Origin of the sequence: Rhodobacter capsulatus (assembly GCF_052363185.1) — a bacterium.
Taxonomy (GTDB): domain Bacteria; phylum Pseudomonadota; class Alphaproteobacteria; order Rhodobacterales; family Rhodobacteraceae; genus Rhodobacter; species Rhodobacter capsulatus_E.
The window spans coordinates 1,730,029-1,745,235 of record NZ_CP198955.1; the positions used below are offsets into that span (position 1 = coordinate 1,730,029).

Below are 15,207 nucleotides of genomic sequence, written 5' to 3' on the forward strand. Positions count from 1 at the left end.
CCCACGGGGGTGCGGGGGTGTGAAACCCCCGCCTCTGCCGCGGAAATCTGGTCGAAAGGGTCGGGGTCTTTCCCGGCCCTTTTTCTTTGGCCGGGGCCTTGGGCCGGGCCGCGACGAGGAGAACGGGATGGGACTGAATTTCTTTCGCCGGGCGGCCCCGGAGGCGCGGACGGAGGCGGTGGCCGAGCGCAAGGCCTCGGTGACGGGGCGGATCGTGGCGATGGCCTCGGGCGCGGGGCGGCCGGTCTGGGGGCCGCGCGATACGGTCAGCCTGATGCGCACGGGGTTTTCCGGCAATCCGGTCGGGTTCCGCTCGGTCAAGCTGATTGCCGAGGCGGCGGCGGCGGTGCCCTTGATCTGTCAGGATGCCGAGCGGCGGTATGAAATTCACCCGGTGCTGGATCTGCTCCGCCGTCCGAATGCCGGGCAAGGCCGGGCGGAGCTGTTCGAGGCGCTGATCGGGCAGATCTTGCTGAGTGGCAACGGCTATCTGGAGGCGGTCTGCCTTGCGCCCGGGGTGCCCAAGGAGCTGCATGTGCTGCGATCGGACCGGATGGCGGTGGTGCCGGGCGCGGATGGCTGGCCGGTGGGGTACGATTACACCGTGGGCGGGCGCAAGCATCGCTTCGACATGACCGGCCATCCCGATCCGATCTGTCATATCAAGAGCTTCCATCCGACCGATGACCATTATGGGCTCTCGCCCATGCAGGCGGCGGCGGTGGCTTTGGATGTGCATAACGCGGCAAGTGCCTGGTCGAAGGCGCTTTTGGACAATGCCGCGCGGCCCTCTGGCGCGATCATCTACAAGGGCGCCGATGGGCAGGGGGTACTGGCGCCCGAGCAATATGAGCGGCTCATTTTCGAGATGGAGACGCATCATCAGGGCGCGCGGAACGCCGGGCGGCCGATGCTGCTGGAAGGGGGGCTCGACTGGAAGCCGATGGGGTTTTCGCCGTCCGACATGGAGTTTCATGAGACGAAGGCGGCGGCGGCGCGGGAGATCGCCTTGGCTTTCGGGGTGCCGCCGATGCTGATCGGCATTCCGGGCGATGCGACCTATGCCAATTACGCCGAGGCGAACCGGGCGTTTTACCGCTTGACCGTGCTGCCGCTTCTGACCCGGGTTTCGGCGGCGCTGGCCTGGTGGCTGTCGGGCTATCTGGGCGCGCAGATCGAGCTGAAGCCCGATCTGGATCAGGTGCCGGCGCTGGCGGCGGAGCGGGACCAGCTTTGGGCGCGGATCGGCGCGGCGGGGTTTCTTTCGGATGCCGAAAAACGGGTGCTTTTGGGGCTGCCGCCGGTCGCGGAGGGCTGAGGCATGGTGGTGGGGGGGTCGCGTTTCCTCAAGGAGCCCTTCGAGGTGCATGAGCAGCGCTTCGAGGCGACCGAGCGGATCATGGAGTTGCAGTTCACCCAGGTGGAGCGGCGGCTTGAGCGCATCGAGGTGATGATCGAGCGGCTGGAAAAGCGTTTGTTCATGACGGTTTACGGCGTGATCGCCGTGATCCTGACGCAGGCGGTGCAGGGCATTCTGGACTATGCCCCGAAGTGAGGAGCGAGGAATGGAGAGAGGCGAGAGCGGGCTGGAGCGGAAGTTCTGCGGCGCGCAGCCGGTGCAGCTGCAGGACGGCGCGCGGATCGAGGGCTATGCGAGCCTTTTCGGTTTGCCCGATCAGGGCGGCGATGTGGTGGCGAAGGGGGCTTACGCGAAAAGCCTGGCGGCGATTGCGGCGCGGGGGGGCTCGGTCAAGATGCTGTGGCAGCATGATCCGGCGCAGCCGATCGGCGTTTGGGACGAGATCCGGGAGGATGCGCGCGGGCTTTGGGTCAAGGGGCGGCTGTTGCCCGAGGTGGCGCGGGCGCGCGAGGCCTTGGCGCTGATCGCGGCGGGGGCGATCGACGGGCTGTCGATCGGCTATCGCACCATCGCCGCCGAGAAGGACGCAAAGGGCCAGCGGCTGCTTGCGGAACTGGAGCTTTGGGAAGTGTCGCTGGTGACATTCCCGATGCTTCGCGAGGCGCGGGTGGCGGCGAAGGGGGAAGCCCCCGAGGCCGCGATCTGGCGTGATCTGGCCCGGGCGCTGAGCGCTGCCACGGCCGAACTGGCGGCGCGCTGAGCCCCGCCGCTGCTGCAGGAGTGTGGAAAGGATGAAGACCGAGACCAAGGCTCGGGCCGGAACGGGCATGCCTGAGGGCGCCGATCCGGTTGCCGAGGTGAATACCGCGCTGGCCGGTTTCCTGAAGGAAGTCAAAGGCTTTCAGGATGATGTGAAGACGAGATTGCAACAACAGGAAGAGCGTGTGACCATGCTGCAAACGAAGACCTATGCCGGGCGTCATGCCCTTGCCGCCGCCGCCAGCGAGGAGGCGCCGCATCAGAAGGCCTTTGCCGCCTATCTGCGCACCGGCGATGATGACGGGCTGCGCGGGCTGAGCCTTGAGGGCAAGGCGCTGAATTCGGCGGTGGCGGCCGAGGGCGGTTATCTGGTCGATCCGCAGACCTCGGAGACGATCCGGGGGGTTTTGCGCTCGACCGCCTCGCTGCGCCAGATCGCCAGTGTCGTCAATGTCGAGGCGACCTCGTTCGATGTGCTGGTGGACAAGACCGACATGGGCTCGGGCTGGGCGAGCGAGACGGCGGCGCTGAGCGAGACCGCGACGCCGCAGATCGACCGCATCACCATTCCGCTGCATGAGCTGGCGGCGATGCCGAAGGCATCGCAACGGCTGCTCGATGACAGCGCCTTTGACATCGAGACCTGGCTGGCCAATCGCATCGCCGACAAGTTCGCCCGGGCAGAGGCGGCGGCTTTCATTTCGGGCGATGGGGTCGACAAGCCGACGGGGTTTCTGACCAAGGCGAAGGTGGCGAATGCGTCTTGGGCCTGGGGCAGCCTTGGCTATGTGGCGACCGGCGCGGCGGGGGATTTCGCGGCGGTGAATGCCTCGGATGCGGTCGTGGATCTGGTCTATGCGCTGGGGGCCGAATACCGCGCGAATGCGAGCTTCGTGATGAATTCGAAGACCGCGGGGGCGGTGCGCAAGATGAAGGATGCGGATGGCCGGTTCCTGTGGGCCGACAGTCTGGCGGCGGGGGAACCGGCGCGGCTGATGGGCTATCCGGTGCTGATCGCCGAGGACATGCCCGATATCGCGGCCAATGCCTATGCGATCGCGTTCGGCGATTTCGGCAATGGCTACACGATCGCGGAACGCCCGGATCTGCGGGTGCTGCGCGATCCCTTCTCGGCCAAGCCGCATGTGCTGTTCTATGCCTCCAAGCGCGTCGGCGGCGATGTCAGCGATTTCGCCGCGATCAAGCTTTTGAAGTTTGCCGCCTCGTAACGGGCGGTGAAGGGGCCGGGGGCGACCCCGGCTGCCACCGGTTCGCCGGTCGGGCGGGCGCGGGCCTTGGGCCGCTGCCTAGCTGCTCCCTCCGTCCGAGTGGCGGTGCGGGGTCTGCGCCCGAACGTCCAAGTGCAGGACCGCGGGGGCGGTCGGCTTTTCGGAGAGTTTCCATGATGCTGAACGAAGTGACGGCGGTGCCCGGGACGGCGCTGCCGGTGGCCGAATTCCGCGACCATCTGCGGTTGGGCACCGGCTTTGCCGATCTGGGGGCCGAGGATGCGGCGCTGCTGTCCTATCTGCGGGCGGCCATTGCGGCGATCGAGGGGCGCACGGCCAAGGCGCTGATTTCGCGGGGCTTTCGGCTGGTGCTGACGGCCTGGCGCTGGGGTGACATGCAGACCTTGCCGATTGCGCCCGTGGCGACGGTGACGGCCTTGCGGCTGGTCGATGCGGCGGGTGTCGAGACGCCGGTGGCGGCGGGCTGGCGGCTGGTGCCCGACATGGCGCGGCCCCGGATCGAGGCTTTGGGGGCGGCTTTGCCCGCGATCCCGGGCGGCGGTCGGGTCGAGATCGACTTTACCGCCGGCTTCGGGGCGAGTTGGAGCGCACTGCCTGTTGATCTGGCGCAGGCGGTGTTCCTGCTGGCGGCGCAATATTACGAGCTGCGCCATGACGGGGCGGCCGAGGGCGGCGCGATGCCCTTTGGCGTGATGGCGCTGATCGAGCGCTGGCGCACGGTGCGGGTGCTGGGGGGGCGGCCATGAGCAGGCCGCGGCTGAACCGCCTGCTGGTGCTGGAGGAAGCCACGCGCGTGGCGGATGGCGCGGGCGGGCATCGGCTGGACTGGCAGGCCAAGGGCGAGGTCTGGGCCGAGGTCACGGCGGGCAGCGGCAGCGAGCGGGCGGGGGAATTCGTCACGCTGGCCTCGGTGCCGTTCACCATCGTCGTGCGGGCGGCGCCGGTGGGCGCGGCGCGCAGGCCCAGGCCCGAGCAGCGCTTTCGCGAGGGGGCGCGGATCTTTCGCATCCTTGCCGTCGCCGAGCGCGACCGCGAGGGGCATTATCTGAGCTGCTTTGCCCGCGAGGAGGTGGTGGCATGAGCTATGCGGTGGCGGGTGCGCTGCAGGCGGCGGTCTATCAGCAGCTGCGGGCGGATGGGGTGCTGGCGGCGCTGGTGGGAACGGCGGTTTACGATGCGATGCCGCCGGGGCTGCTGGCGGGGACCTATGTGAGCCTTGGGCCCGAGGATGTGGCCGATGCCTCGGACAAGACGGGCGAGGGGGCGGTGCATGATTTCGTCATCTCGGTGATCACCGACGAAGCGGGATTTGCCACGGCGAAGGCGGCGGCGGCGGCGGTCTCGGACGCGCTGGTGGGGGCCGATCTGGTGCTGAGCCGCGGGCGGCTGGTGGGGCTTTGGTTCCTGCGCGCGCAGGCGCGCCGCGTGCAAAAGGCCGACATGCGGCGGATCGATCTGGTGTTTCGGGCGCGGGTCGAAGGCTGAGGCCTTTGGCGGTGAAAATTCAACATCTGGAGTGACGACATGGCGGCGCAGAACGGCAAGGACCTTCTGATCAAGCTCGACCTGACCGGGTCGGGGCAATTCGAGACCATCGCGGGGCTGCGTGCGACGCGGATCAGCTTCAACGCGGAGACGGTCGATGTGACCTCGCTGGAAAGTCAGGGCGGCTGGCGGGAATTGCTGGGGGGCGCGGGGGTGCGCTCGGCCAGCATTTCGGGCGCGGGGGTGTTCAAGGACGCCGATACCGACGAACGGGCGCGGCAGATCTTTTTCGACGGCGAGGTGCCCGAATTTCAGGTGATCATCCCCGATTTCGGCATCGTGCAGGGGCCGTTCATGATCACCTCGATCGACTATGCGGGCAGCCACAATGGCGAGGCGAGTTACGAACTGGCGATGGCCTCGGCGGGTGCGCTGAGCTTCACGGCGATCTGAGGCGGGCATGGCAAACCCTTGGGCGGGCGAGGTCGAGGTGGTTCTGGGGGCCGAACGGCGGGTGGCGAAGCTGACGCTGGGGGCGCTGGCGGAGCTGGAGGCGGGGCTCGGCGAGGCCTCGCTTCTGGATCTGGTGCGGCGGTTCGAAACGGGCGCGTTTTCGAGCCGCGACGTGCTGGCGCTGATCGTGGCGGGGCTGCGCGGCGGTGGCTGGGAGGGCCGGGCCGAGGATCTGCGCACGGTCGAGATTGGCGGCGGGCCTGTGGGTGCGGCGCGGATCGCGGCGGAATTGCTGGCGCGGGCCTTCACCGTGCCGGGGCAGGGTGGATCGTGAGTGGCGGTCTGGATTGGCCGGGGCTCTTGCGGGTCGGGCTGCGGGGGCTGGGGCTGCGGCCTTGGGAGTTCTGGCGGCTGACGCCGGGGGAGCTGGCGGTGATGCTGGGCGAGGTGGCGGGGGCGCCGCCTTTGACGCGCGACCGGCTTGCGGAACTGGCGGCGCGCTGGCCGGACGGTCCGGGCGGGGTATCTGAAAGGAGTGGGCGATGATCGAGGTGGACGGGCTGGACGCGCTGAGCCAGCAGGCGGCGGAGCTGGAGCGGGCGCTGGGGGGCGCCGAGGGGGTGGCGGCCAGTTTCAGCGACGAGCTGGGGCGGATGCGCGAAAGCCTGACCTATACGAGCCGCGAGGTGGGGACGCTTTCGTCCAGTTTCGGGCGGTCGTTGCGGCGGGCCTTTGATGGCGTCGTCTTTGACGGGATGAAACTGTCGGATGCGTTGAAATCGGTGGCCGAGGGGATGTCGCAGGCGGCCTATTCGGTGGCGATGAAGCCGGTGCAGGACGCGGTGGGCGGGGCGCTTGCCAGCACGGTGAACGGGCTTTTGGGAAGCGTCTTCGGCTTTGCGCAGGGCGGGGCTTTTTCGCAAGGGCGGGTGATGCCCTTTGCCAAGGGGGGCGTTGTGTCTTCGCCGACGACCTTTGCGATGCGGGGGGCGACGGGGCTGATGGGCGAGGCCGGGCCCGAGGCGATCTTGCCGCTTGCGCGCGGCGCGGACGGGCGGCTGGGCGTGCAGGCGGGCGGCGGGCGGGTGGTCAATGTTGTGATGAACGTGACGACGCCCGATGCGGCCGGGTTCGCGCGCTCTCAGGGCCAGATCGCGGCGCAGGTGAACCGGGCGCTGGCGCGCGGATCGCGCAACGCCTGAGGAGGAAAGCATGGCATTTCATGAAGTTCGGTTTCCCGCCAATCTGAGTTTCGGCTCTGTCGGCGGGCCGGAGCGGCGCACCGAGATCGTCACGCTGGCAAGCGGGTTCGAGGAGCGCAACAGCCCTTGGGCGCATTCGCGGCGGCATTACGATGCCGGGGTGGGGCTGCGGTCTTTGGACGATGTCGAGCGGCTGATCGCGTTTTTCGAGGCGCGGGGCGGGCAGTTGCATGGCTTTCGCTGGAAGGACTGGGCCGATTACAAGAGCTGTCCGGCCTCGCGCGCTGTCGCGCATGAGGATCAGCTGATCGGGATTGGCGATGGCGTCACGGCGGCGTTTCAGCTGGTGAAGAGCTATGTTTCGGGCGGGCAGAGCTATCTGCGCCCGATCGTGAAGCCGGTCGAGGGCACGGTGAAGCTGGGTATCGCGGGCGATCATCAGGCCGAGGCGGTGAATTTCGCGGTCGATCATACCAGCGGGATCGTCACCTTCAACGAGGCGCCGTCGAAAGGGGCGCGGGTGACGGCAGGGTTCGAATTCGACGTGCCGGTGCGGTTTGATACCGACCGGATCGCGGTTTCGGTGCAGTCGTTTCAGGCGGGGGATCTGCCGCAGGTGCCGGTGGTGGAGGTGCGGATCTGATGGCCTATCCGGAAGATCTGAAGGCGCATCTTGCGCAGGGGGTGACGACGCTGGCGCGGGCCTGGGCCTTGGCGCGGACCGACGGGCGGGTGCTGGGCTTCACCGATCATGATGTGGTGCTGCGCTTCGAGGGGATCGCCTTTGAGCCCGGCAGCGGCATGACGGCCAAGGCGGTGCTGCAGGGCACGGGGCTTTCGGTCGACAATACCGAAAGCTATGGCGCGCTGAGGTCGGAGGCGATCACCGAGGCCGATATTCTGGCCGGGCGCTATGATGGCGCCGCGGTCACGGTCTGGCTGGTGAACTGGGCCGATCCGGGGATGCGGACGGTGATCTTTCGCGGCCATCTGGGGGAGGTCTCGCGCGGGGCAGGGGCGTTCACCGCCGAGCTGCGCGGGTTGACCGAGGCTTTGGGGCAGGAGCAGGGGCGGATCTATCATCCGCGCTGCGCCGCGGTGCTGGGCGATGGCCGGTGCCGCTTCGATCTGACGAAGGACGGTTATGCGCTGGAGGCGGCACTGAGCGGGGTGGCTGAGGCGGTGGTCTTGCGCATCGCCGAGGGCGCGGGGTTCGAAGATCGCTGGTTCGAGAAGGGGCGGCTTTTGGTGCTGGACGGCGTGGCGGCGGGGCTGGTCGGCGTGGTGAAGAACGACCGGCTGCAGGCGGATGGGGCCCGGATCATCGAGCTGTGGCAGCGGCTGGGCGCCGATCCGGTGGCGGGGGATCGGGTGCGCCTTGAGCCCGGCTGTGACAAGCGCGCCGAGACCTGTCGGCTGAAATTCGACAATTTCCTGAATTTTCGGGGGTTTCCGCATATTCCCGGGGAAGACTGGCTGGTGTCCTATCCGGTGCAGAGCGGCACCAATGACGGCGGGAGCCTGTTTCAATGAGCGCGCTCGGGCTGCGGGCGGTGGCGATCGCGCGGGATTGGATTGGCACGCCCTATCGGCATCAGGTCTCGGTTCAGGGGGCGGGGACGGATTGTCTGGGGCTTCTGCGCGGGGTCTGGCGCACGCTTTATGGCGCCGAGCCGGAGCTGGTGCCGCCCTATACGGCCGATTGGTCGGAACCCGCGCGCGAGGAAGTGCTGTGGCGGGCGGCGGCGCGGCATCTGGTGGCCTTGCCCACCGGGGCGGGGCCCGAGAGCCCGGGCGAGGTGCTGCTGTTTCGGATGCGCACGGGATCGGTGGCGAAACATCTGGGAATCGCGGCCGAGATCGGCGCCGGGGCGAGTTTCGTGCATGCCTATGCGGGGCATGGCGTGGTCGAAAGCCCGCTGTCCGAGCCCTGGGCGCGGCGGATCGTGGCGCGGTTTCAATTTCCGGAAAGGGTCAGGTGAATGGCGACGATACTGCTTTCGGCGGCGGGGGCCGCGATTGGCGGCGGCTTTGGCGGCACGATCCTGGGCCTGTCGGGGGCGGTGATCGGGCGGGCCGTGGGGGCGACGCTGGGGCGGGTGATCGACCAGCGGCTGCTGGGGTCCGGCTCGCAAAGTGTCGAGACCGGGCGGGTGGACCGGCTGCGGCTGACGAGTGCGGCCGAGGGCGAGGCGGTCGGGCGGCTGTGGGGGCGGATGCGGGTGGCCGGGCAGGTGATCTGGGCGACGCGGTTCTTCGAGACCCAGGCGGTGGAAAAGCGCGGCAAGGGATCGCCGCGGGCGACGGTGACGAGCTACAGCTATTCGCTGAGCCTGGCGCTGGCGCTTTGCGAGGGCGAGATCTTGCGTGTGGGCCGGGTCTGGGCGGACGGGACCGAGATCGAGGCTGGCGCGCTGAACATGCGCGTTTACCGGGGCGGCGAGGATCAGCTGCCCGATCCGAAGATTGCCGCGGTGGAGGGGGCGGAGCTTGCGCCGGCCTATCGCGGCATCGCCTATGTGGTGATCGAGGATCTGCAGCTGAGCCCCTATGGCAACCGGGTGCCGCAGTTCACCTTTGAGGTGGTGCGGGCGGCGCAGGGCGCGCTGGCCGAGGCGGAGCCCGATCTGACGCGGGGGCTGCAGGCGGTGGCGCTGATCCCGGGGACGGGCGAATATTCCCTTGCGACGACGCCGGTCTATGTGAGCGCCGAGACCGGGGTGACCGCGGTGCAGGTGGTGGCGAACCAGAATGCGCCCGGGGGGCAGACCGATCTTGCGGCGGCGCTGCAGCGGCTGGACGAGGAATTGCCCAATTGCGGGGCGGTGTCGCTGGTGGTGAGCTGGTTCGGCGACGATCTGCGCTGTGGGGCTTGCGATGTGAAGCCCAAGGTGGCCTCGACGCTGGAGGAGGGGGCGAACATGCCCTGGCGGGTGTCCGGGCTGGGGCGGGCGGGCGCCGAGGAAGTGCCGCGGCTTTCGGGGAATTCGGTCTATGGCGGCACGCCCGCCGATGCGGCGGTGATCGAGGCGATCGGCGCGCTGCGGGCGGCGGGCAAGGCGGTGACCTTTTACCCGTTCATCCTGATGGAGCAGCTGGCGGGCAATGGCCTGCCCGACCCCTGGAGCGACGCCTCCGGGCAGCCTGCGCTGCCCTGGCGGGGGCGGATCACGCTGTCGGTCGCGCCGGGGCGCGCGGGCAGCCCGGACGGAACGGCGGCGGCCGAGGCGCAGGTGGCGGGGTTCTTTGGCGCGGCAGAGCCGGGGGATTTCGCGATTGCGGGGGGCGAGGTCGTCTATTCCGGGCCCGAGGAATGGTCGATGCGCCGCTTCATCCTGCATTATGCGCATCTGTGCCAGCTGGCGGGGGGCGTTGACGCCTTTTGCATCGGCACCGAGATGGTGGCGCTGACGCAGATCCGCGGCCCGGGCAACAGCTTTCCGGCGGTGGCGGCGTTTCGGCAGCTGGCGGCGGAGGTCAAGGCGATCCTCGGGCCCGGCTGCAAGATCGGCTATGCCGCCGACTGGTCGGAATATTGGGGCTATGCGCCGGGCAATGGCGACCGGTTCTTTCATCTGGACCCGCTTTGGGCGGATCCGAACATCGACTTCATCGGCATCGACAATTACCTGCCGCTGTCGGATTGGCAGGAGGGCGAGGATCATGCGGATGCGCATTGGGGGGCGATCTACGCGCTCGACTATCTGCGCGCCAATATCGAGGGCGGTGAGTATTATGACTGGTATTATGCCGCGCCCGAACATCGTGCGGCGCAGATCCGCACGCCGATCAGCGATGGCGCGCATGACGAGCCCTGGATCTGGCGGGCCAAGGACATCCGCAACTGGTGGCTGAATGCGCATCACGAGCGGGTGGGCGGTGTGCGATCCGAGGGGGCGACGGCCTGGGTGCCGCAGTCGAAACCGATCTGGTTCACCGAGATGGGCTGTGCGGCGATCGACAAGGGCACCAACCAGCCCAACAAGTTCCTTGACCCGAAAAGCTCGGAATCGAGCCTGCCGCATCATTCGGACGGGCGGCGCGACGAGCTGATCCAGATGCAATATCTGCGCGCGATGACGAGCTATTGGGGGGAGGCGGCGAAGAACCCGGTCTCGGCGGTTTATGGCGGGCCGATGCTGGACATGAGCCGCGCGCATGTCTGGGCCTGGGATGCCCGGCCCTGGCCGCAATTTCCGCTCAATACCGCCTTGTGGTCGGATGGCGAGAATTACGCGCGCGGGCACTGGATTTCGGGGCGCGCGGTGGCGCAGCCGCTGGCGAGCGTCGTGGCCGAGATCTGTGGTGCCGCCGGGATCAGCGAGATCGACGTGAGCGGGCTTTATGGGCTGGTGCGCGGCTACACGATGACGGGCGATCAGACCGGGCGGTCGGGGCTGCAGGCGCTGATGCTGGCCTATGGGTTCGAGGCGCTGGAACGCGAGGGCAAGCTGGTGTTCCGGATGCGCGACGGGCGGGTGGATGCCGATCTGGCTGCGGCGGATCTGGCGCTGGGCGAGGGCGAGGCGGTCGTCGAGACGGTGCGGGCGGCCGAGGCCGAGATCGCCGGGCGGGTGCGGCTCGCCTATGTCGAGGCGGAGGGCGATTTCGAGGTGCGCGCGGTCGAGGCGGTTTTTCCCGATGCGGTGGCGGGCGCGGCGGCGGGGTCGGAATTGCCGCTGGCGCTGACGCGGGCGCAGGCGCAGGGGATCGTGGGGCGCTGGCTGGCCGAGGCGCGGGTGGCGCGGGACACGGCCCGGTTTGCGCTGGCGCCCTCGCAGGCGCATCTGGGCACGGGCGATGTGGTGCGGCTGGATCTGCCCGAGGGGCGGCGGCGCTACCGGATCGACCGGGTCGAGCAGGCGGGGTTGATCCAGGTCGAGGCGGTGCGGGTCGAACCGGGGATCTATGCCCCCGCCGACGAGGTCGAAGACCCGGCCGGCTTGCGCCCCTTTGCGGCGCCGGTGCCGGTGCGCGCGGTCTTTCTGGATCTGCCGCTGATGAAGGGCGACGAGGACCCGGTGGCGCCGCATCTGGCGGTGACGGCCGCGCCCTGGCCGGGGACGGTGGCGGTCTGGTCCTCGGATGCGGATGCGGGCTATGCGCTGAATGCGACGCTTGGCACGCGGGCGGTGATCGGGCAGACGCTGACGCCGCTGTTTCGGGCGCCGCCCGGGGTCTGGGACCGCGGCGCGCCCTTGCGGGTGAAGCTGGCCAGCGGGGCGCTGGAAACGGCGACGGCGCTTCAGGTGCTCAATGGCGCGAATGCGATGGCGATCGGCGATGGCAGCTCGGACAAGTGGGAGGTGTTTCAATTCGTCGAGGCGGCGCTGGTCGGCGGCAAGGTCTGGGAGATCTCGCTGCGGCTGCGCGGGCAGCTGGGCACCGATGCGCTGATGCCCGAGGTCTGGCCCGAGGGCAGCGTGGTGGTGGCGTTGAATGGCGCGCCCGAGCAGATCTTGCTGCCGAGCGCGTCGCGGGGGCTGGCGCGGCATTACCGGATCGGCTCGGCGGCGCGGTCTTATGACGATCCGTCCTTCGTGCATCGGATCGAGGCCTTTGCGGGGGCCGGGCTGCGGCCCTTCAGCCCGTGCCATCTGCGCGCCGCGCGGGGGGGGAATGGATGGGATTTCCGCTGGCTGCGCCGGACGCGGATCGACGGCGACAGCTGGCAGGGGTACGAGGTGCCGCTGGGCGAGACGGCGGAACTTTATCTGCTGCGGGTGCTGGAGGGCTCGGCGGTGAAGCGCGAAGTGACGGTGGGCGCGGCGAGCTGGAGTTATCCGGCGGCGCTGCAGGCGGCCGATGGCATCGCGGGGGCCTTCACGCTGGAGGTGGCGCAGATCTCGGACGTTTATGGCCCGGGCTTGGCGGCGCGGATCACTGTCGGGGCCTGAACCTTGCGGCCGATCCTGATCGACGATCTTCTGATCGCGGCGCGGGCGGTGGCGGTGCTGTCTGCGCCCGAGCGTCCGGCGCGGCTGGCGCAATGGCTGCGCGAGGCCCATTGGGCCGATCTTTACCGCAAGCGGCTGGCGCGGGTGCATCCGCTTTGGGGCAATGGCTCGCTGATGGCGCGGGCCTTGCGCGAACCGGGGCCGCGCGGTCTGCGCCCGGACCGGGCCGAGATCGACCTTCTGGCCGAGGTGATCGCGGCGGTGCGAGACTGGCGCGCACGGGGGCTTTGCAGCGCGGGTGAACGGCTCTATCTGAGGGGCGCAGCCTGTGCTAGGCTGACCCAAAGTCAAGGAGAGTGCCATGTCCAAAACCCGCGCGAAGGTCGCTGCCGTCGATCCGGTGTGGATGCGGATCTGTGAGGAGGCGCATGACGCCGTGGGGCAGGAGCCGCTGCTGGGCGCCTTGATCCATGCCGGGCTTTTGCATCATGCGACGATGGAACAGGCGCTGGCCTATCGCTTTTCGCTGAAGCTTGCCTCGGGCGAGATGAGCGAGCAATTGCTGCGCGAAATCGCCGATGATGCCTATGGGTCGGACCCCGATCTGGGGCAGGCGGCGCGGGCGGATCTGGTGGCGGTTTACGACCGCGACCCGGCCTGCCACCGGTTCTTGCAGCCGATCCTGTTCTTCAAGGGCTATCAGGCGCTGCAAAGCTACCGTATCGCGCATTGGCTGTGGCGGCAGGGGCGCAAGGACATGGCCTATTTCGTGCAGATGCGCACCTCGGAGGCCTTTGGCGTCGACATTCACCCGGCGGCGCGGATCGGGCGCGGGGTGATGATCGACCACGCCCATTCGATCGTGATCGGCGAGACGGCGGTGGTGGGCGACAATGTCTCGATGCTGCATTCGGTGACTTTGGGCGGCACCGGCAAGGAAGAGCAGGACCGGCATCCGAAGATCGGCAATGGCGTGCTGATCGGGGCAGGCGCGAAGGTGCTGGGGAATATCCATGTCGGCGACAATTCGCGGATTGCGGCGGGGTCCGTGGTGCTGGCCGATGTGCCGCGCTGCAAGACCGTGGCCGGGGTGCCCGCAAAGATCGTCGGCGAGGCGGGCTGTGCCCAGCCCTCGGTCAACATGGACCAGCAATTGCGCGGCTGCGACTGCGAGGGCTGAACCGGGCATGGCAGGGCTGGAGCGGATCAGAACGCTGCCCTACCGGATCGTCACCAAGCTTGCGGGCGACGCGATTTCGCTTTTCGCCCGCATCCTGACCGCGCCACGGGCGATCTGGGCGGGGTCGGAGCCGCGGCTGGGGCCGCGGGTCTATTATTCCAATCACACCTCGAATGCGGATTTCGTGCTGATCTGGACGGTGCTGCCGCCGGTTTTGCGCAATCGCACCCGGCCGGTGGCGGCGCTGGATTACTGGCTGGCCTCGCCGCTGCGGGCCTTTGCGGGCCGCGACGTGTTCCGCGCCGTGCTGATCGACCGCCGCCCCGAGGCGCGGACCGAAGATCCGGTGACGCAGATGGCTGTGGCGCTGGATGCGGGATCGGCGCTGATCCTGTTTCCCGAGGGGCGGCGCAATACCTCGGAGGCGGCGCTTTTGCCATTCAAGTCGGGGCTTTTTCATCTGGCGCGGCAACGTCCGGGGGTGGATCTGATCCCGGTCTGGATCTCGAACCTGAACCATGTGATGCCGCGGGGGCAGGTCATCCCGGTGCCGCTGATCTGCACCGTCACCTTTGGCGCGCCGATCCGGATTGCGCCCGATGAGGCGAAGGAGCCTTTTCTGGCGCGGGCGGCGGCGGCGCTGGCGGAACTGGGGGCGGCACGATGACCGGCCTTGCGCCTGCGCTTTCGGGTCTTGGCGCCATCCTATTTCTGGCGGCGATCCTGGGTCAGGTGCTGCGCGAGGCGATCGCGCCCGACGGGTCCCACCCGGTGATCGAGACGATGAATGCGCGGATCGCGGCCTGGTGGGCTTTCGCCGTGCTGATGGCGCTCGCGCTTCTGGCGGGCAAGGCGGGGGTGATTGCCCTGTTCCTGCTGGTGTCGTTTTCGGCGCTTCGGGAATTTCTGACATTGACGAAAAAGAGCATCGCCGACCATTGGACTTTGGCGGCAAGTTTCTTCCTTGTCCTGCCGCTGCAGTATCTTTTCGTCGCTGCCGAGTGGCAAGGCCTTGCCGCCTTGTTCGTTCCCGTGCACGTCTTTCTTTTGCTGCCGGTGATTTCCGCGCTGCAGGGACGGCCCGAGCAGTTTCTGGCCCGCGTGGCCGAGACGCAATGGGCGGTGATGATCTGCATCTATTGCATCAGCGCCATTCCGGCGCTGCTCTGGCTGCCGATCCCGGGGTTCGAAGGGCGTAACCTGCTGCTGATCGCTTTCCTGATCCTTGTCGTGCAAACCTCTGATATCGCGCAATTTGCGATCAGTCGATGGATCGGGCGACGGCTGATCGCCCCGGCGCTTTCGGCTTCGAAAACCTGGAAGGGGACTTTGGGCGGCGTCGTCGTGGCCGGTCTGGCCGGGGGGGCGCTGTCCTGGCTGACGCCCTTCAGCCAGTTGCAGGCGATGGGCGTCGGCCTTGTCCTGGCGCTGATGGGGGTCTTTGGCGATCTGGTGATGACGGCGATCAAACGCGACAAGGGCGCCCGCGACTGGGGCCATCTGATCGTGCCGCATGGCGGCTTTCTGGATCGGCTCGACAGCGTGATCTTTGCCGCGCCGATCTTTTATCATCTGACCCGTTTCATCTGGGCAAGTCCCTGAAACGGAACGGCGGCAGGGG

The 15,207-nt window shown here is 68.3% G+C and carries 19 protein-coding genes; all 19 read left to right on the forward strand.

The window, feature by feature from the left end:
* Positions 1-127: 127 nt before the first annotated feature.
* Positions 128-1,318 (forward strand): phage portal protein, encoded by a 1,191-nt coding sequence (locus ACTTAG_RS08575; RefSeq protein ID WP_444465069.1) that lies wholly within the window; start codon positions 128-130, stop codon positions 1,316-1,318.
* Between the two features lie 3 nt (positions 1,319-1,321).
* Positions 1,322-1,555, forward strand: coding sequence for a GTA head formation protein, RCAP_rcc01685 family (locus tag ACTTAG_RS08580; RefSeq protein WP_013067409.1), 234 nt, complete (start codon positions 1,322-1,324; stop codon positions 1,553-1,555).
* Positions 1,556-1,565: 10 nt separating this feature from the next.
* Positions 1,566-2,120 carry an HK97 family phage prohead protease gene (locus ACTTAG_RS08585; RefSeq protein WP_444465070.1) on the forward strand — a complete coding sequence of 185 codons (555 nt, stop codon included), beginning with the start codon at positions 1,566-1,568 and terminating at the stop codon, positions 2,118-2,120.
* Positions 2,121-2,151: 31 nt separating this feature from the next.
* Entirely contained in the window at positions 2,152-3,348 is a 1,197-nt protein-coding gene (locus ACTTAG_RS08590; protein ID WP_444465071.1) for a phage major capsid protein, read from the forward strand.
* A gap of 173 nt (positions 3,349-3,521) precedes the next feature.
* On the forward strand, positions 3,522-4,115 hold the full coding sequence (locus tag ACTTAG_RS08595; RefSeq protein ID WP_444465072.1) for a head-tail connector protein: 594 nt from the start codon (positions 3,522-3,524) through the stop codon (positions 4,113-4,115).
* On the forward strand, positions 4,112-4,450 hold the full coding sequence (locus ACTTAG_RS08600; RefSeq protein ID WP_444465073.1) for a head-tail adaptor protein: 339 nt from the start codon (positions 4,112-4,114) through the stop codon (positions 4,448-4,450). Before ACTTAG_RS08595 ends, ACTTAG_RS08600 begins: the two co-directional genes overlap by 4 nt.
* A complete protein-coding gene (locus ACTTAG_RS08605) occupies positions 4,447-4,854 on the forward strand; it encodes a DUF3168 domain-containing protein (RefSeq protein WP_444465074.1) in 408 nt (135 codons plus the stop codon). The genes ACTTAG_RS08600 and ACTTAG_RS08605 overlap by 4 nt, the downstream gene beginning before the upstream one ends.
* A 39-nt stretch (positions 4,855-4,893) precedes the next feature.
* Positions 4,894-5,307 carry a phage major tail protein, TP901-1 family gene (locus tag ACTTAG_RS08610; protein WP_013067415.1) on the forward strand — a complete coding sequence of 138 codons (414 nt, stop codon included), beginning with the start codon at positions 4,894-4,896 and terminating at the stop codon, positions 5,305-5,307.
* A gap of 7 nt (positions 5,308-5,314) precedes the next feature.
* Positions 5,315-5,641 carry a gene transfer agent family protein gene (locus ACTTAG_RS08615; protein WP_444465075.1) on the forward strand — a complete coding sequence of 109 codons (327 nt, stop codon included), beginning with the start codon at positions 5,315-5,317 and terminating at the stop codon, positions 5,639-5,641.
* Positions 5,638-5,853, forward strand: a complete 216-nt coding sequence (locus ACTTAG_RS08620; RefSeq protein WP_444465076.1) for a rcc01693 family protein — start codon at positions 5,638-5,640, stop codon at positions 5,851-5,853. Before ACTTAG_RS08615 ends, ACTTAG_RS08620 begins: the two co-directional genes overlap by 4 nt.
* Positions 5,850-6,509 (forward strand): phage tail tape measure protein, encoded by a 660-nt coding sequence (locus tag ACTTAG_RS08625; RefSeq protein WP_444465077.1) that lies wholly within the window; start codon positions 5,850-5,852, stop codon positions 6,507-6,509. The genes ACTTAG_RS08620 and ACTTAG_RS08625 overlap by 4 nt, the downstream gene beginning before the upstream one ends.
* Before the next feature lie 10 nt (positions 6,510-6,519).
* Positions 6,520-7,152 (forward strand): phage distal tail protein, Rcc01695 family, encoded by a 633-nt coding sequence (locus ACTTAG_RS08630; protein ID WP_444465078.1) that lies wholly within the window; start codon positions 6,520-6,522, stop codon positions 7,150-7,152.
* Positions 7,152-8,042, forward strand: a complete 891-nt coding sequence (locus ACTTAG_RS08635) for a DUF2163 domain-containing protein (RefSeq protein ID WP_444465079.1) — start codon at positions 7,152-7,154, stop codon at positions 8,040-8,042. The genes ACTTAG_RS08630 and ACTTAG_RS08635 overlap by 1 nt, the downstream gene beginning before the upstream one ends.
* Complete coding sequence (locus ACTTAG_RS08640; RefSeq protein WP_444465080.1) at positions 8,039-8,491, forward strand: peptidase; 453 nt, start codon at positions 8,039-8,041, stop codon at positions 8,489-8,491. The genes ACTTAG_RS08635 and ACTTAG_RS08640 overlap by 4 nt, the downstream gene beginning before the upstream one ends.
* Entirely contained in the window at positions 8,492-12,406 is a 3,915-nt protein-coding gene (locus ACTTAG_RS08645) for a baseplate multidomain protein megatron (RefSeq protein WP_444465081.1), read from the forward strand.
* 3 nt (positions 12,407-12,409) lie between these two features.
* Complete coding sequence (locus tag ACTTAG_RS08650; protein ID WP_444465082.1) at positions 12,410-12,826, forward strand: DUF7742 family protein; 417 nt, start codon at positions 12,410-12,412, stop codon at positions 12,824-12,826.
* Positions 12,768-13,586, forward strand: coding sequence for a serine O-acetyltransferase (gene cysE / locus ACTTAG_RS08655; RefSeq protein ID WP_444465083.1), 819 nt, complete (start codon positions 12,768-12,770; stop codon positions 13,584-13,586). The genes ACTTAG_RS08650 and cysE overlap by 59 nt, the downstream gene beginning before the upstream one ends.
* 7 nt (positions 13,587-13,593) lie before the next feature.
* Positions 13,594-14,253: a lysophospholipid acyltransferase family protein gene (locus ACTTAG_RS08660; RefSeq protein ID WP_444465084.1), complete on the forward strand. Its 660-nt coding sequence runs from the start codon at positions 13,594-13,596 to the stop codon at positions 14,251-14,253.
* A complete protein-coding gene (locus ACTTAG_RS08665; RefSeq protein WP_444465085.1) occupies positions 14,250-15,188 on the forward strand; it encodes a phosphatidate cytidylyltransferase in 939 nt (312 codons plus the stop codon). The genes ACTTAG_RS08660 and ACTTAG_RS08665 overlap by 4 nt, the downstream gene beginning before the upstream one ends.
* Positions 15,189-15,207 lie beyond the last annotated feature (19 nt).